19 protein-coding genes and 1 rRNA gene are annotated in these 16,194 nt (G+C 71.4%); 6 read left to right on the top strand and 14 right to left on the bottom strand.

The window, feature by feature from the left end:
* Positions 1-131 precede the first annotated feature (131 nt).
* On the top strand, positions 132-512 hold the full coding sequence (locus tag CXR44_RS20725; protein ID WP_180903611.1) for a thioesterase family protein: 381 nt from the start codon (positions 132-134) through the stop codon (positions 510-512).
* Here the strand turns inward: CXR44_RS20725 and CXR44_RS20720 are convergent.
* The 6 genes from CXR44_RS20720 to CXR44_RS20695 form a co-directional block, all read right to left on the bottom strand.
* Positions 502-714, bottom strand: coding sequence for a biotin/lipoyl-binding carrier protein (locus CXR44_RS20720; RefSeq protein WP_144070033.1), 213 nt, complete (start codon positions 712-714; stop codon positions 502-504). The two genes, CXR44_RS20725 and CXR44_RS20720, sit on opposite strands and share 11 nt — an antisense overlap.
* A gap of 343 nt (positions 715-1,057) precedes the next feature.
* Complete coding sequence (locus tag CXR44_RS20715) at positions 1,058-2,323, bottom strand: HD-GYP domain-containing protein (RefSeq protein ID WP_101787753.1); 1,266 nt, start codon at positions 2,321-2,323, stop codon at positions 1,058-1,060.
* Complete coding sequence (locus tag CXR44_RS20710; RefSeq protein WP_101787752.1) at positions 2,320-3,675, bottom strand: HD-GYP domain-containing protein; 1,356 nt, start codon at positions 3,673-3,675, stop codon at positions 2,320-2,322. Before CXR44_RS20710 ends, CXR44_RS20715 begins: the two co-directional genes overlap by 4 nt.
* Before the next feature lie 231 nt (positions 3,676-3,906).
* The gene (locus CXR44_RS20705; RefSeq protein WP_101787751.1) at positions 3,907-4,845 is read right to left on the bottom strand and encodes an NAD-dependent epimerase/dehydratase family protein; all 939 of its coding nucleotides are present in this window, start codon (positions 4,843-4,845) and stop codon (positions 3,907-3,909) included.
* Between the two features lie 9 nt (positions 4,846-4,854).
* On the bottom strand, positions 4,855-5,121 hold the full coding sequence (gene rsrA, locus CXR44_RS20700) for a mycothiol system anti-sigma-R factor (RefSeq protein WP_101787750.1): 267 nt from the start codon (positions 5,119-5,121) through the stop codon (positions 4,855-4,857).
* On the bottom strand, positions 5,118-5,723 hold the full coding sequence (locus CXR44_RS20695; protein ID WP_101787749.1) for a sigma-70 family RNA polymerase sigma factor: 606 nt from the start codon (positions 5,721-5,723) through the stop codon (positions 5,118-5,120). The genes rsrA and CXR44_RS20695 overlap by 4 nt, the downstream gene beginning before the upstream one ends.
* A gap of 232 nt (positions 5,724-5,955) precedes the next feature.
* Here CXR44_RS20695 and CXR44_RS20690 point away from each other — a divergent pair, with 232 nt between their 5' ends.
* On the top strand, positions 5,956-6,699 hold the full coding sequence (locus CXR44_RS20690; RefSeq protein ID WP_101787748.1) for a class I SAM-dependent methyltransferase: 744 nt from the start codon (positions 5,956-5,958) through the stop codon (positions 6,697-6,699).
* A 6-nt stretch (positions 6,700-6,705) separates the two neighbouring features.
* On the opposite strand, the gene CXR44_RS20685 is transcribed toward CXR44_RS20690, so the two are convergent.
* Complete coding sequence (locus tag CXR44_RS20685; protein WP_101787747.1) at positions 6,706-7,038, bottom strand: TraR/DksA family transcriptional regulator; 333 nt, start codon at positions 7,036-7,038, stop codon at positions 6,706-6,708.
* Positions 7,039-7,190: 152 nt separating this feature from the next.
* Positions 7,191-7,964, bottom strand: a complete 774-nt coding sequence (locus CXR44_RS20680) for an SOS response-associated peptidase (protein WP_101787746.1) — start codon at positions 7,962-7,964, stop codon at positions 7,191-7,193.
* A 117-nt stretch (positions 7,965-8,081) separates the two neighbouring features.
* Between CXR44_RS20680 and aroA the strand changes: the two genes are divergently transcribed.
* Positions 8,082-9,461 (top strand): 3-phosphoshikimate 1-carboxyvinyltransferase, encoded by a 1,380-nt coding sequence (aroA, locus tag CXR44_RS20675; protein WP_101787745.1) that lies wholly within the window; start codon positions 8,082-8,084, stop codon positions 9,459-9,461.
* A 52-nt stretch (positions 9,462-9,513) separates the two neighbouring features.
* Positions 9,514-10,548 carry a ribosome small subunit-dependent GTPase A gene (gene rsgA / locus CXR44_RS20670; RefSeq protein ID WP_101788029.1) on the top strand — a complete coding sequence of 345 codons (1,035 nt, stop codon included), beginning with the start codon at positions 9,514-9,516 and terminating at the stop codon, positions 10,546-10,548.
* A 2-nt stretch (positions 10,549-10,550) separates the two neighbouring features.
* Here the strand turns inward: rsgA and CXR44_RS20665 are convergent, their stop codons facing one another.
* Entirely contained in the window at positions 10,551-10,997 is a 447-nt protein-coding gene (locus CXR44_RS20665) for a DUF4442 domain-containing protein (protein WP_101788028.1), read from the bottom strand.
* Positions 10,998-11,061: 64 nt separating this feature from the next.
* Here CXR44_RS20665 and hisN point away from each other — a divergent pair, with 64 nt between their 5' ends.
* The gene (gene hisN, locus CXR44_RS20660; protein WP_101787744.1) at positions 11,062-11,913 is read left to right on the top strand and encodes a histidinol-phosphatase; all 852 of its coding nucleotides are present in this window, start codon (positions 11,062-11,064) and stop codon (positions 11,911-11,913) included.
* Here hisN and CXR44_RS20655 read toward each other — a convergent pair.
* The 4 genes from CXR44_RS20655 to CXR44_RS20640 form a co-directional block, all read right to left on the bottom strand.
* Positions 11,885-12,676 carry a fructosamine kinase family protein gene (locus CXR44_RS20655; protein ID WP_101787743.1) on the bottom strand — a complete coding sequence of 264 codons (792 nt, stop codon included), beginning with the start codon at positions 12,674-12,676 and terminating at the stop codon, positions 11,885-11,887. The genes hisN and CXR44_RS20655 overlap by 29 nt on opposite strands.
* Entirely contained in the window at positions 12,663-13,136 is a 474-nt protein-coding gene (locus tag CXR44_RS20650) for a low molecular weight protein-tyrosine-phosphatase (RefSeq protein WP_101787742.1), read from the bottom strand. Before CXR44_RS20650 ends, CXR44_RS20655 begins: the two co-directional genes overlap by 14 nt.
* A 32-nt stretch (positions 13,137-13,168) precedes the next feature.
* Positions 13,169-14,038 (bottom strand): serine hydrolase, encoded by an 870-nt coding sequence (locus CXR44_RS20645; RefSeq protein WP_245899294.1) that lies wholly within the window; start codon positions 14,036-14,038, stop codon positions 13,169-13,171.
* Positions 14,039-14,374: 336 nt separating this feature from the next.
* A complete protein-coding gene (locus tag CXR44_RS20640) occupies positions 14,375-15,259 on the bottom strand; it encodes a phenylalanine 4-monooxygenase (RefSeq protein WP_101787741.1) in 885 nt (294 codons plus the stop codon).
* A gap of 126 nt (positions 15,260-15,385) precedes the next feature.
* On the opposite strand from CXR44_RS20640, the gene CXR44_RS20635 reads away from it, so the two are divergent.
* On the top strand, positions 15,386-15,838 hold the full coding sequence (locus CXR44_RS20635; RefSeq protein WP_101787740.1) for an Lrp/AsnC family transcriptional regulator: 453 nt from the start codon (positions 15,386-15,388) through the stop codon (positions 15,836-15,838).
* Positions 15,839-15,940: 102 nt separating this feature from the next.
* Here the strand turns inward: CXR44_RS20635 and rrf are convergent.
* Positions 15,941-16,057, bottom strand: a 5S ribosomal RNA gene (gene rrf, locus CXR44_RS20630).
* Positions 16,058-16,194: the final 137 nt, after the last annotated feature.

Below are 16,194 nucleotides of genomic sequence, written 5' to 3'. Positions count from 1 at the left end.
TCCTGAAGCCAAATGCCAGTAGTTGTCCGGGTTTTACGAGATCAGCATCCCGCGTTCCCGGTCGTGCGACTCCCGCTCGGGCGGCCGCCTCGCGCACCGGCCCGCCGCAGCGATCCCAGTAGGCTGGCGTCATGACGCTCGCTCCAAGTCTCCGCTCGCAGGTGCTCATCATGGTCGAGCGCACCGACACGGCCCAGGAGGTCGGCAGCGGCGACGTGCCGGTGCTGGCCACGCCCCGCCTGCTGGCGCTCGCCGAGCAGGCCAGCGTCGAGGCCACGCGCGCCCATCTGGGACCGGGCGAGACGTCGGTCGGCACCCGGGTCGAGATGGAGCACCTCCTCCCCAGCCCGGTCGGCGCCCACGTCGAGGTGACCACCGAGCTGACCGAGGTCGACGGCAGGAGGCTCGTCTTCACGTTCGTGGCCCGCGACCGGCACCAGGTGGTCGGCCGCGGCACGATCGAGCGGGTGGTGGTCGACCGGGCCAGGTTCGTCGAGCGCGCTACTCGATGACCGCGATGAGGTCGCCCTCCTGGATCACGTCGCCCTCGCTCACCTTCAGCTGAGCCACCACTCCGTCGTCCTCGGCCAGGACCGGGATCTCCATCTTCATCGACTCGAGGATGACCAGCGTGTCGCCGTCGGAGACGGTGTCACCCTCGTTGACGACGACCTGCCACACGTTCGCCACCATCTCGGCGCGTACCTCGGCCACCGCGACTCCCCTCTTCCAAGAGATCCAACAATGCCACGTGAGCGGACCTCACGCGCCGTCGCGCACCATCCGCGCGATCCGGCGCCCGAGCGTGCGGTGACCCGCGCCCGGTCTCCCCTCGGCCGGCGACCAGAACGGGTCCGATCGAGCACGCCAGCCACCCTACGACCGCCGCGGGGACGCACCCGTTCCTCCGAACCCACCGATCCGCGCAGCGCTGTCTGTGGGAACCGCACAAAGGCGGGACGCCACGGCGCCACGGACGCGGGCCGGACCGTCCGCAGGAACCGCACGAAGCCGGAGTGCCCACGGCGCCACGAACGCGGGCCGGACCGTCGGCCTCCTACAGCCGGTTGACGGCGTGCAGCCGGTCGACCACCCGAGCCGCCGCCTCGATGACGGCCGGGTCGTAGGCGGTGCCCGCGGCCAGGCGCAGCCGCTCGAGCGCGGCCCCGGCCCGGTCGCGGTCGGTCGAGCCGCCCACCAGGTCGTCGTAGGCGTTGGCCACCTTGATGATGCGGCTCGACAGCGGCGGATCGTCGCCGATCACGTCGCACTGGTGCCGCACCACGTCGGCCACCCGGTCGAGCACCCCCGTCTGCTTGATCACCTCGGCGCCCAGCTCGGCGATGCGGCGGGCCTGCCGCGGGTCGGTCAGCACGGTCGCGCCGCCCGGGATGGGGTCGCTCAGCGAGAGCTGGCCGATGTCGTGCATGAGCGCCGCGTACTCCAGCTCCAGCAGCTCCGGCTCCGCCATGCCGAGCTCCCGGCCCACCGCCACGGCCAGGCGGCTCACCCGCCGCGAGTGGCCGGGCTCGACGTAGCCGCCGACCTCGGTGACCCGCGAAAGGGCCCGTACGGTCTGCAGGTAGGTGGCCCGGATGCCGGCGTACTTGCGGAAGGCCACCTGGGTGACCAGCAACGGCGCGGCGAAGACGAGCAGCGCCACGAGGTCCATGCTGTGCGTGGCCAGGGCGAGCAGCACGCCGGAGGCGGCCACCGCGGCGCCCAGCGGGAAGGCCATGTTGAGCTCGTCGCGCACCGCCACCCGGAACGCGGTGCGCACCTGCTCGGCCCGCAGCATCGCGGCCACCAGCACGTCGATGAGCGACGCGAGCGTGGTCAGCACCACCATCACGCCGAGGGCGGGCCACCAGGTGCGGGTGGGCTCCTGGGTGAGCTGGTAGAGCGGGTCGGCCAGCGGGCGGAAGGCGAAGGCGAGCAACGCCCCGGTGAGCAGCCGCCGCGCCATCGCGTCGAGGCGCGGCGGCCGGCCGACCGCCAGGTGGGGCAGCGCTCCCGCGATCATGCCGACCGCGATCACCGCCACCACCTGCAGCGCCGAGTGGTGGAGCTGCTGGCTGCTGAGGTCGAGCAGCAGCGTGTAGCCGAGCGCGGCGGCCGCGCCGATCGGCGCGACCTCCCGGTTGCCGGGCATGGTCAGCCGGGCCAGCTCGCCGATGGCGATCAGCGCGCCGAACCCGATCGCGACCTCCGGGTGGCCGAGGCCGGTGGCGGCCGTGTGCGCCACCCCGGCCACGGCGACCAGCCCGGCGCCGCAGATGAGCAGCAACTGCCCCGAGTCGAGCCCCTGCCAGGCCCGCGTCACGGCCCGCTCACCACTTCGATCGGCATCGTGGGGTCGTCGTGATCCTTGATGGGGGTCTCGTCGACCTCGGGCGGCGGCGGCTCGACGCGCCGGGGCGGCTGCCACGGCCGGCGTTGCAGCGCCTTGACGAACGCCGTCACCATGACCGGGTCGAACTGGGTGCCGGCGCCCTTGTGCAGCTCCCGCACGGCCACCTCCACCGGCCGCGCCCCGCGGTAGGACCGGTCGGAGGTCATCGAGTCGAAGGCGTCGGCCACCGCGATGATCCGGGCGAACTCCGGGATCTCGTCACCGGCCAGCCCCATGGGATAGCCCTTGCCGTCGTGACGCTCGTGGTGGTGCATGATGCCGGCGTAGGCCTCGTCGAGGAAGTCGATGCCGCGCACGATCTCCAGCCCGCGCATCGGGTGGAGCTGGATGGCCGCGAACTCCTCCTCGGTGAGCGGCCCCTCCTTCTGCAGCACCTTGGTCGGCACGCCCAGCTTGCCGACGTCGTGCAGCATGCCGGCGTAGCCGATGGCCCGCAGCCGTTCCCGGCCCATGCCGATCTCCTCGGCGATCATCGTGGAGGCCCTGGAGACGCGGGTGCAGTGGCCCCGGGTGTAGTAGTCCTTGGTCTCGACCGCCTGGCACAGGGCCGCGATCGTGGCGTCGTACGAGCGCTGCTGGGCGTGGTACTGGCCGAACGCCCAGCGCGCGACGAACAGCGGCAGCAGCACGAGCACCGCCGAGATGGACTGCACCGTCGCCCACAGCCCGGCCACCAGCAGCCCGAACGTGCCGTAACCCAGGTAGGACAACAAGAACTGCACCATGCCGCGCACCGGCATCGCCATGGTGCCCGACCCGGTCGCCAGGCGGATCATGGTGAGGGTGAGCACGATGTTCAGCGGCACGAAGACGGCGGTCGCGGCGGCGTAGGGACCGATGAGCTCGTCGAACGCGTTGGCGGCCGGCACGCCGGTCCTGCCGCCGAGGTGGAGGTAGACCCAGCCGGCCACGGTGCCGCAGATCGCGAACTGCGCGCCGTTGAACAGCCGTTTGACCAGAGGCAGCCCCGGCCGCACGCTCAGCACCGCGGTGAACCCGACCAGCGCCGTGCCCTCGGGCCCGATCAGCACCACGGCGGCGAGCGCGGCCGAGAAGCTGACCGACACGGCGAACTGCTCCACGTTGAGCAGCGTCGGCATCGACTCGCAGACGAGGAACAGCAGGATGAGCACGAGCAGCGTGCCGACCCGCTCGGGCGCCAGCAGGTCGGCGCGGGAGGACAGGCCGTGCCAGAGCATCAGCGCCGCCACGCCGATGACGGCCAGCAGGTAGACCCTCGCCGGCCACGACAGATCACGCATTGCGGCCCCTCACGGGTCGGTCAGGTCCAGGACACCCCGGGCGGGAAGAGCCCTCCGTCACCGGTCATCAGCAGCGCGACAGGAGCGATCAGCGTCAGGGCCGCGAAAAGCCGGGCGAGCATCACTGTGGACATCCGGTGCCTCCCCATCGAAGTCTGCGGCTCACGCTACAGAAGACGGCGTCGCCGCACCGGCGGAGTCGCGAATCGCAAGCAAAGCGTAATCAAGCCACTACCTGCGGCGACTCCGGGCCCATTCGACGGTGTGCTTGAGCCCGGTGGCGAGGTCGGTGCGCGGCTCCCAGTCGAGCCCTTCGAAGGCCGGCACCGGATCGACCGCCATCGCGGGCAGGTCGCCCGGCCGGGGCTGGGCGAAGCCGGGTTTGTCCGGGCCGCCCGCCGCGTCGGCGATGAGCGAGTGGAGCCGGCGGTCGGTGGTCTGGATGCCGGTGCCGAGGTTGAAGCGCCGCCCGTCGCCCCGCGAGCCGCAGGCCCTGACGAAGCCGTCGACAACGTCGTCGACGTAGACGTAGTCGCGGGTCTGGGTGCCGTCGCCGTGGACCACCGTCGGCGTGCCGCCGAGCAACGCGTCGGTGAAGATCGCCACCACTCCGGCCTCGCCCTCGGGCGACTGGCGCGGGCCGTAGACGTTGGAGAGCACCAGCGTGGTGTATTCGATGCCGTGGAGCGCGCGGAACGTGGCGAGGTAGGTCTCGCCGCTCAGCTTGGAGGCCGCGTACGGCGAGCGGGGGTCGACCGGCGCGTCGCCGGGCACCGGGATCGTGGCCGGCCGGCCGTAGACGGCGACGGAGGAGGCGTAGACCACCTTGCGCGCGCCGCCGCGATGGGCCGCCGTCAGCACCGACGCGGTGCCCTCGACGTTGACCCGCGCGTCGCGCATCGGGTCGGCGACGCTCCGCCGCACGCTGATCTGCGCCGCCAGGTGGCAGATCACCTCGGGACGCACCTCGGCGGCCAGGTCGGCCAGCGACGGGTCGCAGATGTCGAGCACCCGCAGCGCGAACCTGTCGCTCGCGGCGGCCTGGGCGAGGTTGTCGCCGGTGCCGGAGGACAGGTCGTCCACCGCCACCACGTCATGGCCCTCGGCCAGCAGGCGGTCGACGAGATTGGACCCGATGAAACCGGCACCCCCGGTCACGAGCACGCGCATGGGTGAATCCTAGTCGGACAGGTCCGCCCTCACCTGCGCGATGCGCGCGAGCACCTTGGACCTCAGGTCACCCGGGAGCGGGTCGCAGCCGCAGTGCTTGGCCACGAGCTGCTTGATGACCTTGTCGAGGTCGTACTCCTGCAGGCACGGGCCGCACTCGTCGAGATGCACCCGGATGTCGACGCAGTCGCCCTCCTCGAGCTCGCCGTCGAGATAGGCGTAGACCTTGTCGAGCACCTCACGACAGTCCGTCTCGTGCGGTTTTCCACAGCTCATTTGGATCCCTCCGCCGGGACCAGGCCACGCTCGCGGGCGTAGTCCTCGAGGTGCGTGCGCAGTTGCCTGCGGCCGCGGTGGAGCCTCGACATCACCGTGCCGATCGGGGTGCCCATGATCTCGGCGATCTCCTTGTAGGGGAAACCTTCGACATCGGCGAGGTAGACCGCGATCCTGAACTCTTCGGGAAGCGCCGCCAGCGCCTCCTTGATGTCACCGTCGGGCAGGTGCTCCAGCGCCTCGACCTCGGCGGACTTCAGGCCGGTCGAGGTGTGCGACTCCGCCCGCGCGAGCTGCCAGTCCTCGATCTCCTCGGTGCCGGACTGCTTGGGCTCGCGCTGCTTCTTGCGGTAGCTGTTGATGAACGTGTTGGTCAGGATGCGGTAGAGCCACGCCTTGAGGTTGGTGCCTATCTGGAACTGGTGGAAGGAGGCGAACGCCTTGGCGAACGTCTCCTGCAGCAGGTCCTCGGCGTCGGCGGGGTTCCGGGTCATCCGGAGCGCGGCCGAGTAGAGCTGCTCGAGGTAGGGCATGGCTTCGCGCTCGAACCGCTCGCTCCGCTGTTGCAGAGTCTCCGCGCCTGTCGCGGGCACCGGGCCCACCCCCCTAAGATCACCGGTGGCCGAACGTGGCGGGACACCGTACTCAGGCGAGAATACCCGCTCGTCAAGCACCGGCTGGTCACCGGGGAGAGGTTCGAGCAATGTGAGCATGCTCGTCGCAACACGCCCGCCCCCTCGTCTGTTCCCGCAAGATAGAAGGTGACGAACGACCCGGTGCGGGGAAAACCATACGTACCGGCTGGTAGCCATTTCCGGAACCCAGGAGTCGCGTGTGCTGCCCATTCCGGCCGAGGAACTGAACGGCTCAGGGACGCTCGGACCGTACTGGACCTTCTATCGAGCCGTCGTCGAGGAGCAACTGAGCCGATGGCTACCCGGCGAACCCTCCGTGGTGCTCGACCTGTCCGGCGGCCGGGGCCGCTGGTCCGGTCAGGCCGCCAGAGCCGGCCACCGGGTGATCGAGGTGCTCGACTGGCGGCGGGCCGCCGAGGGGCAGTCGCGGCTGCGCGACGCTGAGCGGGTGCGGTCGGTCCGGGCTGACGACCTGGCGTTCCTGCCCGACGAGAGCGTCGACGCGGTGCTCGCCGAGGAGCGGGCGATGTCGATCGAGCTGATGGCCGAGTCGGCGATGAGCGACGTGGCGCGGGTGCTGCGGCCGGGCGGGCGGACTCTGGTCTGCGTCGACTCGCTGGTGCTGGGCATGGCGATCCTGGCCGAGCAGGGCCAGTGGCAGCACCTGCGGCAGACGGGCGAGGTCATGCTGGTGCCCTGGCCCGACGGCAGCATCACGCGCTGCTTCAGCAGCGGTCAGCTCCGCGAGCTCCTCATGGGCGCGGGGCTGGAGGTCGAGTGGGTACGGCCGCGCACGGTGTTGTCGCCGTCCACCGTCGACCATGTGCTGGGCTCCGGCACCCGGGCGCTCAACTGGCTGGTGCGCACCGAGCTGGAGGCGCACCCGGACGACGACGACACGGTCGGCATCCATCTGGTCGCCAGCGCCCGCAAGGTCTCCTGACGGCGGTCAGCGGCGCCGTTCGCGCCTGCCCTGGCACTGCACGCACCGCGCCGCCTCGGGCCGCGCCTCCAGCCGGCCCTCGGGCACCGGCCGGGCGCAGTCGACGCACCGGCCGTAGCTGCCCTCGTCCAGGCGCTTGAGCGCGTCGAGCACGGCCCGCCGGTGCGCGGTCGCGACGGTGAGCATGGCCTGGGCGCGGTCGGCGTCGCTCAGGTCCGACCCCGCGTCGGCCGCGGAGCGATCGCGCACGGCGACGGGGTCTCCCTGGAGCACCCCGATCGACCGGTCGAGGTCGGCGAGCATCTTCTCCAAACGCTGACGAGCGGACGTGGCATCCACGAATCCGCACCTCCGGGACATAGGGACAGTCCGCCGCGAGGACTCCCCGGATGTCCCGCGCGGCGCTCATGAGGGGGTGATGCGCGGTGGAACCCGATGAACGGATCCACCGCTTTCCTCACCGGATGCCCGCTTGGCATTGTTTTTACACATCAGAAAAGTCCGCTTTCCTCTTCCGGTGAGAGCGGTTCGATGAGGTCGGGCCCGTTGTTGCGGACATTGTTGACCGCCGTCGAGACGGGCACGGCCGTCAACCGCCCGGTGTCGGCCGGGACCAGGAGCCGCGAGGCGTCCTCGGTGTCGGTGAGCTTGGGGTCCAGCCAGTCGGCCCAGCGCTCACGCTCGATCATCATGGGCATCCGGTCATGGATGCGACCGAGGTCGTCCTCGGCGTCGGTGGTGATGACCGTGCAGGTGACCAGCCACTTGAGCGGGTCGTCGTCGGCGCGCGTCGGGTCCTTCCAGAACTCGTACAGGCCCGCCATCGCCAGTACCCCGCCATCCTCGGGCCGGATGAAGTAAGGCTGTTTCTTCTTTTTGTCCCCCTTGCCGGACTTATCGCCCTTGCCACCCTCGACCGGCATCCACTCGAAGTAGCCGTCCGCAGGCAGCAGGCACCGGCGCTTGGCGAACGCCTGGCGGAACGACGGTTTCTCGGCCACCGTCTCGATCCTGGCGTTGATCATGCGGGAACCGATCGACGGGTCCTTGGCCCAGGCCGGCACCAGGCCCCACTTCACGATCCGCAGCTGCCGCACCGCCCGCTCGGCCTCCTTGGGCACCCGGCTGAGCACGGCGTAGACGTTCTTCGTCGGCGCCACGTTGTAGTCGGGCCCCAGCTCCTTGTCGGGGTCGCCGTCGAGCTCGACCTGGAACTCCTCCAGCAGCTCGTGCTTCTTGCGCGCCGAGGCGTATCTACCGCACATGACACCACACTGCCACGTACGCCTTTCGCTCGCATGTACGAACGGCCGCGAAGCCGTACGGTCACCCGCGCGAGCGGCGCGAAACCGGCCGGACCACGAGGCAAGTAGGCTTTGACCATGCCCGCGACCGAGCCCACGCCCGCATCCGGACCCGCAGCCGGCGGCACGCCCGCGCCCGCCGGCACCCCCGCACCCACCGGCGCGGCCGCCGCCCACTGGCCCGCGCCGACGGCGACCGGCCCGGTGTCCGCGTCCGTCACGCTGCCCGGCTCCAAGTCGGTGACCAACCGCGCCCTGGTCCTCGCGGCGCTCGCCGACGGCCCCGGCACCGTCCGCCGGGCGCTGCGCAGCCGCGACGCCGACCTGATGGTGGCGGCGCTGCGGGCACTCGGCACGCGCCTGGAGCCGGCCAACGAGACGGTCTCCTCCGTGGACTGGCTGGTGACCCCCGGCCCGGTCAGGGGCGGCGCGAGCATCGACGCGGGCCTGGCCGGCACGGTCATGCGCTTCGTCCCGCCGGTCGCCGCGCTGGCCGACGGGCCGGTGTCGTTCGACGGCGACCCGCACGCCCGCAAGCGGCCCATGGGCCCCATCCTCGACGGGCTGCGCGCGCTGGGCGCCCGCGTCGACAACGACGCGCTGCCGTTCACCATCCACGGGCCGATCACGGGCGGCGAGGTCACCATCGACGCCTCCGGCTCGTCGCAGTTCGTCTCGGGGCTGCTGCTCGCCGCCGCGCGCTTCGACAAGGGCGTCACGATCCGCCACTCCGGGCCGCCCGTGCCGTCCCAGCCGCACATCGAGATGACCGTGCAGATGCTCAGGGCGGCGGGCGTCCGGGTCGACGACGGCGAGCCCGACGTGTGGCGGGTCGAGCCGGGCCCCGTCGCCCCGCGCGACCTGACGGTGGAACCCGACCTGTCCAACGCGGCCCCGTTCCTGGCGGCCGCCATGGTGACCGGCGGCAGCGTCACCGTCCCCGGCTGGCCGCACCGGACGACCCAGCCGGGCGACGCGCTGCGCGACCTGCTCACCGGCATGGGCGCCACTGTCCGCCTCGATGCCTCCGACGCCGCGTCGGGCTGCGGCGACCTGACGGTCACCGGCACCGGACGGATCGACGGCATCGACGCCGACCTGCGCGAGGTGGGCGAGCTGACGCCGACGATCGTCGCGCTGGCCGCCCTCGCCGCCACGCCCAGCCGCATCCGCGGCGTCGCCCACCTGCGCGGGCACGAGACCGACCGCCTCGCCGCCCTCGTCACCGAGATCAACCGGCTCGGCGGCGACGCCGAGGAGACCGCCGACGGCCTCGTCGTCCGCCCGCGCCCGCTGCACGGCGGCCTGTTCCACAGCTACGACGACCACCGCATGGCCACGGCCGGCGCCGTGATCGGCCTGGCCGTCCCCGGCGTCGAGGTGGAGAACATCACGACGACGGGTAAGACGCTCCCGGAGTTCACCGGCATGTGGGCCGCCATGCTGGGCACACGATGAGCCTGCCGGAGCGAGGGGCGCGGTGGCGCCGCGGACACAGGGGAGCAGACCGCTGAAGAAGCGGCAGTACGACGAGGACGACGTACGGGTCAGGCCGGGCAAGGGCTCGCGGCCGCGGACCCGCATCCGCCCTGCCCACGACGACGCGGTCGAGGGCTTCGTGGTGGCCGTGGACCGGGGCCGCTACACGACGCTGGTCCACCCGGAGAAGGGCTCGGCCGCCAGGCGGCGGCAGGAGGCCCGCCTGGTCGTCGCGATGAAGGCCAGGGAGCTCGGCCGCAAGGGCATCGTGGTGGGCGACCGGGTGGCGCTGGTCGGCGACGTCTCGGGCCGTCCCGACACGCTCGCCCGGGTGGTCCGCGTGGAGCCGCGCACGTCGATGCTGCGGCGTTCCGCCGACGACACCGACGACACCGACGGCATCGAGCGCCCGGTCGTGGCCAACGCCGACCAGCTCGTCATCGTCACCGCGCTCGCCGACCCGCCGCCGCGCCCGCGCATGATCGACCGCATCCTGGTGGCGGCGTTCGACGCCGACATCGACCCGCTGCTCTGCCTGACCAAGTCCGACCTGGCGCCGCCCGACGCGCTGGTCGCGCTCTACGAGCCGCTCGGCGTGCCGCACGTGGTCGTGCACAAGGGCGGCGCGCTCGACGAGCTGCGCGACCACCTGCGCGGGCACGTCAGCGTGCTGGTGGGCCACTCCGGGGTCGGCAAGTCGACCCTGGTCAACGCCCTGGTGCCGGACGCCAACCGAGCCGTGTCGCAGGTCAACGCGGTGACCGGCCGGGGCCGCCACACCTCCACGTCGGCGGTGGCCCTGGAGCTGCCGGAAGGCGGCTGGATCATCGACACGCCCGGCGTGCGCAGCTTCGGCCTCGCGCACGTGTCCGTCGAGACGGTCCTGGCCGGCTTCCCCGACCTGGTCGAGGGCACCGTGCACTGCCCCAAGGGCTGCACCCACCTCGGCGAGGGCTGCGCCCTCGACGCCTGGGTGGCGGACGGCCACGCCGGCCCCGCCCGGCTCGAGTCGCTGCGCCGCCTGCTGTCCAGCCGCGAGGGCGCCCCGGACGAGCCGGCGACCTGAGCTCAGCCGCGGTTGGGGCGGAGGGTCCACCCCACGGTCAGCGAGCAGACCACGACGCCCTCGCCGTTGCGGACCTCCACGGCGACGTCGAACTCCGGCCGCCGGCCCGCGTCCAGCTCCGCGATCACCTCGTCACGCGAGACCAGCAGGCGCCCCTCCGCGACGACCTCTCCCATGGCGAGTTTGCGGTAGTGGACGGTCGCGGTGGTGGCCAGCGGCACGGCCCGCGACAGCTGGTCGCCGAGCGCCGACAGCATGGCGGCTCCGGAGGCCGACTCGGCCAGCGTGAACAGCGCCCCGGCGTGCGGCCCCGCCACGTGGTTGTGCAGGTCGGCACGGTCGGGCAGGCGGCAGACGGCCCGGCCGTCCGCGGCGTGGTCGAAGGTGATGCCGAGGGTGCGGGCGAAGGGCACGGTCTGGAGCAGAAGCGCTCCGGCGTCGAAGGACATGCCCACCATGCTACTGGCGAGTAACCAAAGAGGGACCTACCAGAAAAGGCCCCGTGGCCTACTGATGCCCGGCGCGTCCGGCACGGTAGCGTGGCTGTCCGTGCACAGTTACTCCGAGCAGGGTTACGACGACGATCTGCGCCTCGCCCACCTCCTGGCGGACACCGCCGACGACCTGACGATGCGACGGTTCCAGGCGGTCGACCTCAAGGTGGAGACCAAGCCCGACCTGACGCCGGTCAGCGACGCCGACCGCGCCGTCGAGGAGGCGATCCGCGAGACGCTGGGCCGCGAACGGCCGAGGGACGCGATCGTGGGCGAGGAGTTCGGCAACACCGGCGGCGGCGCCAGGACCTGGATCGTCGACCCCATCGACGGCACCAAGAACTACGTGCGCGGCGTGCCCGTCTGGGCGACGCTGATCGCGCTCATGGAGTACGGCAAGGCCGTCGTCGGCGTGGTGTCGGCCCCGGCACTGGGCCGGCGGTGGTGGGCGGCGGCCGGAGGCGGCGCGTGGACCGGCCGTGGCCCGGCCGAAGCCACCCGCATGCGCGTGTCATCGGTCGCCAAGCTGAGCGACGCGTCGTTCTCCTACTCCAGCTTCGGCGGCTGGGAGGAGAGCGGCAGGCTCGACAACTTCCTGTCCCTCAGCCGTTCCTGCTGGCGCACCCGCGCCTACGGCGACTTCTGGTCGCACATGATGGTCGCCGAGGGCTCGGTGGACCTGTCGGCCGAGCCGGAGCTCTCACCGTGGGACATGGCCGCGCTCACCGTGATCGTCGAGGAGGCCGGCGGCGTCTGGACCGACCTCGCGGGCGTACCCCGCCTGGAGGGCGGCAGCATGGTCTGCACCAACGGCGCCCTGCACGAGGAGGTTCTCAAGCGGCTCAACGCGCCGAGGACAGCACCCGACTGACGGCCCGCATCAGGCTGTCGCGATACGACCCGCCGAACAGGACGACGTGCACGAGCAGCGGGTGCAGCTGGTGCAGCGGCACCCGCTCCCGCCACCCGTCGGCCAGCGGGCTCTCCTCCTGGTACGCCGCCAGGATCCGGTCCTGGTGGGGCACGCCGAACAGCGCCAGCATGGCCAGGTCCGTCTCCCGGTGGCCGCCGTGCGCCGCCGGGTCGATGAGCACGCCCGTCCCGCCCGACCAGAGCACGTTGCCGCTCCACAGGTCACCGTGGACGCGGGCCGGCGGCTCCGGCGGTCCTGCCACCTCGGGCAGGCGCTCGACGGCCCGCTCGATCAGCCGTACGTCCTCGGCGGGCAGCGACGCCTGCCGGAGGAACGGCAGGATCCGGCGGGTGGCGTAGAACTCCGGCCAGTCGCTCGCGGACGTGTTGTCCATCGGCAGGTCGGCGATGAACCCCGGCCACGGGGCTCCGAAGCCGGGCGCCCCGGCCCGATGCATACGGGCCAGCTCGCGGCCGAACCGTTCGGCGGCGGCCGGTGAGGGCCGCCCGGCCGGCACCCACGCCAGCACGAGCCGGTCGTCGGCCACCTCGACCACCTCGGGGACCGTGATCGCCTCGCCCAGCCAGCGCAGCCCGGCTGCCTCCGACCTGAGCGCCTCCGGGGCGCCGCCTGTCTTGACGAAGACCTCGCGCCCGTCGTCCAGCACCGCCCGCTGCAACCGCCGGCCGTGCGACGAGCCCAGGTCGTCAACGGATCTCATCGGCGATGTGCTTGGCGACGCCTTCGGCGGCGCTCTCGACCAGCTCCAGCACCTCGTCGAAGCCGTCCTGGCCACCGTAGTAGGGGTCAGGCACCTCGGCTCCGTCGAGCGCCGCCGGGTCGAAGGACCTGAACAGCCGCACCTCGACCGCCGCGGGCGCCATCCTCCGCAGGAACGACAGGTTGTCGCGGTCCATGGCGAGCACCAGGTCGTAGCGGTCGAACCAGTCCTCGGTGAACTGCCTGGCCCGATGGGCCGACCCGTCGTAGCCGCGGCCGGCCAGGGTCCGCAGGGCGCGCTCGTCCATCGGCGCGCCCGCGTGCCAGCCGCCGGTGCCCGCGCTCTCCACGATCACCTCGCGGCCCAGCCCGTGGCGCTCCAGCACCTGCCGCAGCACCACCTCGGCCATCGGCGAGCGGCAGATGTTCCCCATGCAGACCAGGCACACGCGATACGTCATATCCCCATGATGAGGGGCGCGCGCGGATGCCCTCAACGAATCCTCGTGCACGCCCGGAACGACTTCATGATCCGTGTGGCGACGCCCTCGACCGTCGCGATGCCCTGCCCCACCTCGGCGCTTCCCTCCGTCAACACGGCCACCGCGTAGTCGTGCCCGCCCCCTCGAACGAGCCCGGCGCTCACCACGGCCCATCGTCCGGTCGACACCCGCCTGAGCCAGCCGTTCTTCAGCGCCACCCGGTCCCCCTTGCAGGCGGCGGCGCTGATGCCCCAGTCCTGCCCGCGGACGACCCCGCTCATGAGCTTGAGGACCTTGTCCCGGTCGGCGGCCGGCAGCGGGCTGCGGCCCGACACGAGCGCCGCCATGAGCCGCACCTGGTCCTCGGCCGACGTTTCGGTGATGCCCCAGCAGTAGAGGTCCAGACAGTCGCCGGGCACGCCCCGGGTGTGGCGCAGACCGTACCGCTGGCCCGCCTTCGTGAACCCGGGGGCGCCGCCGATGCGCAGCCAGAGGCGGTCGGCGGCGTGGTTGTCGCTGTAGCGGATCATGAGATCGGCGTCGTGCCGGACGCTCCCGGGAAGCTCACGCCAGGGGGTGTCGAGCAGGAGCGCCATGAGGATCTGGACCTTGGCGGTGCTCGCCGTGATGAGGCGTTCGCCGCGGTGGTACCGGTAGAGGCGGCCGGTCGTGAGGTCCTTCACCATGGCGGTGACCGGGCCGGGCCGTCCTGCGAGGAAGCCGGTCAGCCGCCGCTCGATCCTCTTCACCGGCACGGGCTCCGGCTCACGCTCGGCGACGAACCTCTGCCGCGACGCCGGCGCGACAGCCCGCCACTCCGCCGCCAGCGGCTTGAAGACCCGCGCACCCGCGACCGGCCCCCCGGGCGGCCACGCACCCACAGCCGGCACGTCGGGCGGCCACGCACCCGCAACCGGCACGTCGGGCGGCCGCACACCCACAACCGGCACGTCGGGCGGCCGCGCACTCGCCGGCTTCCTGGAGACCTGCACATCCGCCACCGGCGATTCGGGTCCCCGGGCCTCCCACCCGGCCCGGGGAAGCCCGCCAGGCCGGAAGGCCCCTTCGAGCGCTCCCTCAGGCGGCCTGGCGGCCCCGGCCGGCCGGGGAGCCGGACAGACCGACGTCAGCGGCAGGAGAAGGGCGAGCGCCAGCATCCCGCATGCCACCTTCCCCGCCACCATTGCTGAATTATCACGACAAAGCGGCAACCCCCGCTAGGCGTCGGCGAGCAGTTTCGCGATGGAGTCGTCGTCGCAGTTCTCCCAGAACCCGCCGACGACGTCCTCAAGATGCTGAAGTGATTCGGCCCGGAACAACACATCCTGATATTTGGTGATGTCGTAGTCCGTCGTCCCCATCGCGCCGATGTCGAGCGGCCGGATGCTCATGCCGCGAAACTCCTCGATCTCCCCGTACGAGGACAGGATCCCGGCCCCGTACGCCTTGAGCTCGGCGCCCTCCTGCATCACGCCGAATTCGAGCGTGAACCAGAAGATCTTCGACACGAACTCCAGCGCCTCCTCCGACTCCACCCTGCGCGCGGCACCCCCGGCCAGGCGGTAGAGCGCGGCGTACCGGTCGTGCGCGAGCCCGTTGGCGTGCCCGATCACCTCGTGGATGACGTCTGGTTCGGGGGTGTAGAACGGCACGGAATGGTGGCGGATGTACTGAGTGGAGTGGAAGTAGCCGTCGGCCAGCACCCCGTAGAAGTCCCGCAACGGCACCAGCCCCGCCGCCGGCAGGTACCGGAACCCCGTCAGCGGCTCCAGCAGGTCACCGACCTCCTCCAACTGCGGAATGCGCGTCTCCGGAAGCCCGAGCCGCTCCACGCCCTCCAGGTACTCGGCCGTGGCGTACTTGGCGTGCTTGACGGCCAGTTCCCCGGTCACCAGGGTCCAGATCTCGTGCTCCTGCTCGGTGTACTCGGCAGCCGGGATCGGCTCCCCCCGCCGGTGGTTCACCGCCAGTTCGGCGATGGCGTTACGCCGGGCCCGGTACACCGGGTCGGCGAACCCCGGATGGGACGCGGCCAGCTCAACCACCACCGAGCCGTCGTCCTGCGCCGCGATGGGCGCGAAGTACTGCGCTTCCTCGAACATGCCGTAGATGACAGCAATTCGCCCGTCTCCTGGCAAGAGCGCCCACTTCACCTGGGCGATACGCTTGGTTCCGTACGGCTACAGCGGTACTTTCTGGACGAATCGCACAGTCTTCGGGAGTTGCGGGTGGACGACTTGGACGCGCGATTGCTCGTGACCATGCGGGCGCATCCCCGTATCGGCCTCACCGAGTTGGCCCGGCTGCTCGGCGTCGCCCGAGGCACGGTCCAGGCTCGTGTGGAGAAACTGACGGCTCGCGGAGTGATCGAGGACTTCGGCCCGACGGTGTCGCCCGCGCGGGCCGGCTATCCGATCATGGCGTTCGTCTGGCTGCAGATCGCGCAGGGCCGGCTGGCGGAGGCCGTGCAAGCACTGGACCGGGTGCCGCAGATCCTGGAGGTCCACGGCACGAGCGGCCAGCACGATCTGCTCTGCCGGGTGGTGGCCCGGAGCACGGAGCATCTGCAGGAGATCATCGCCCACATCCTGACGTCACCGGCCATCCAACGGACGGACACCACGATCGCTCTCTCGACCCAGATCCCGTACCGCATCGAGCCACTTCTGACCTCGGACTGACGGCCATACCGACCGCCGCGACCGGTCCCGCCCCGGGGCGGGACGACCCCCGAAAACAGAAATGGGGCCTCACCCGAAGGTGAGACCCCATTTCCAAAGATTGTCCGGCGGTGACCTACTCTCCCACACCCTCCCGAGTGCAGTACCATCGGCGCTGAGAAGCTTAACTTCCGGGTTCGGAATGTAACCGGGTGTTTCCTTCCCGCCATAACCGCCGTAACCCTACGAGACCCCGCAAAAAGCAGCGAAGCTGCCAGTTGCTGTCTCAGAATTGCCTAGTGGACGCAAGCAAAAACCTTGTGGTCAAGTCCTCGGCCTATTAGTACCGGTCAGCTCCACACGTTACCGTGCTTCCA

Source organism: Nonomuraea indica, from assembly GCF_002850745.1.
Lineage (GTDB): Bacteria > Actinomycetota > Actinomycetes > Streptosporangiales > Streptosporangiaceae > Nonomuraea > Nonomuraea indica.
Note: the sequence above shows the minus strand (reverse complement) of the source record. Positions and strands in the feature narration are given on the sequence as shown.

What these genes read in the sequence shown, in the direction of transcription:
- CXR44_RS20725 (WP_180903611.1), top strand. Translation starts at nt 132, where the DNA reads ATGACGCTCGCTCCAAGTCTCCGCTCGCAGGTGCTCATCATGGTCGAG.
- CXR44_RS20710 (WP_101787752.1), bottom strand. Translation starts at nt 3,675, where the DNA reads ATGCGTGATCTGTCGTGGCCGGCGAGGGTCTACCTGCTGGCCGTCATC.
- CXR44_RS20705 (WP_101787751.1), bottom strand. Translation starts at nt 4,845, where the DNA reads ATGCGCGTGCTCGTGACCGGGGGTGCCGGTTTCATCGGGTCCAATCTC.
- rsrA (WP_101787750.1), bottom strand. Translation starts at nt 5,121, where the DNA reads ATGAGCTGTGGAAAACCGCACGAGACGGACTGTCGTGAGGTGCTCGAC.
- CXR44_RS20680 (WP_101787746.1), bottom strand. Translation starts at nt 7,964, where the DNA reads ATGTGCGGTAGATACGCCTCGGCGCGCAAGAAGCACGAGCTGCTGGAG.
- aroA (WP_101787745.1), top strand. Translation starts at nt 8,082, where the DNA reads ATGCCCGCGACCGAGCCCACGCCCGCATCCGGACCCGCAGCCGGCGGC.
- CXR44_RS20665 (WP_101788028.1), bottom strand. Translation starts at nt 10,997, where the DNA reads ATGTCCTTCGACGCCGGAGCGCTTCTGCTCCAGACCGTGCCCTTCGCC.
- hisN (WP_101787744.1), top strand. Translation starts at nt 11,062, where the DNA reads ATGCCCGGCGCGTCCGGCACGGTAGCGTGGCTGTCCGTGCACAGTTAC.
- CXR44_RS20655 (WP_101787743.1), bottom strand. Translation starts at nt 12,676, where the DNA reads ATGAGATCCGTTGACGACCTGGGCTCGTCGCACGGCCGGCGGTTGCAG.
- CXR44_RS20650 (WP_101787742.1), bottom strand. Translation starts at nt 13,136, where the DNA reads ATGACGTATCGCGTGTGCCTGGTCTGCATGGGGAACATCTGCCGCTCG.
- CXR44_RS20640 (WP_101787741.1), bottom strand. Translation starts at nt 15,259, where the DNA reads ATGTTCGAGGAAGCGCAGTACTTCGCGCCCATCGCGGCGCAGGACGAC.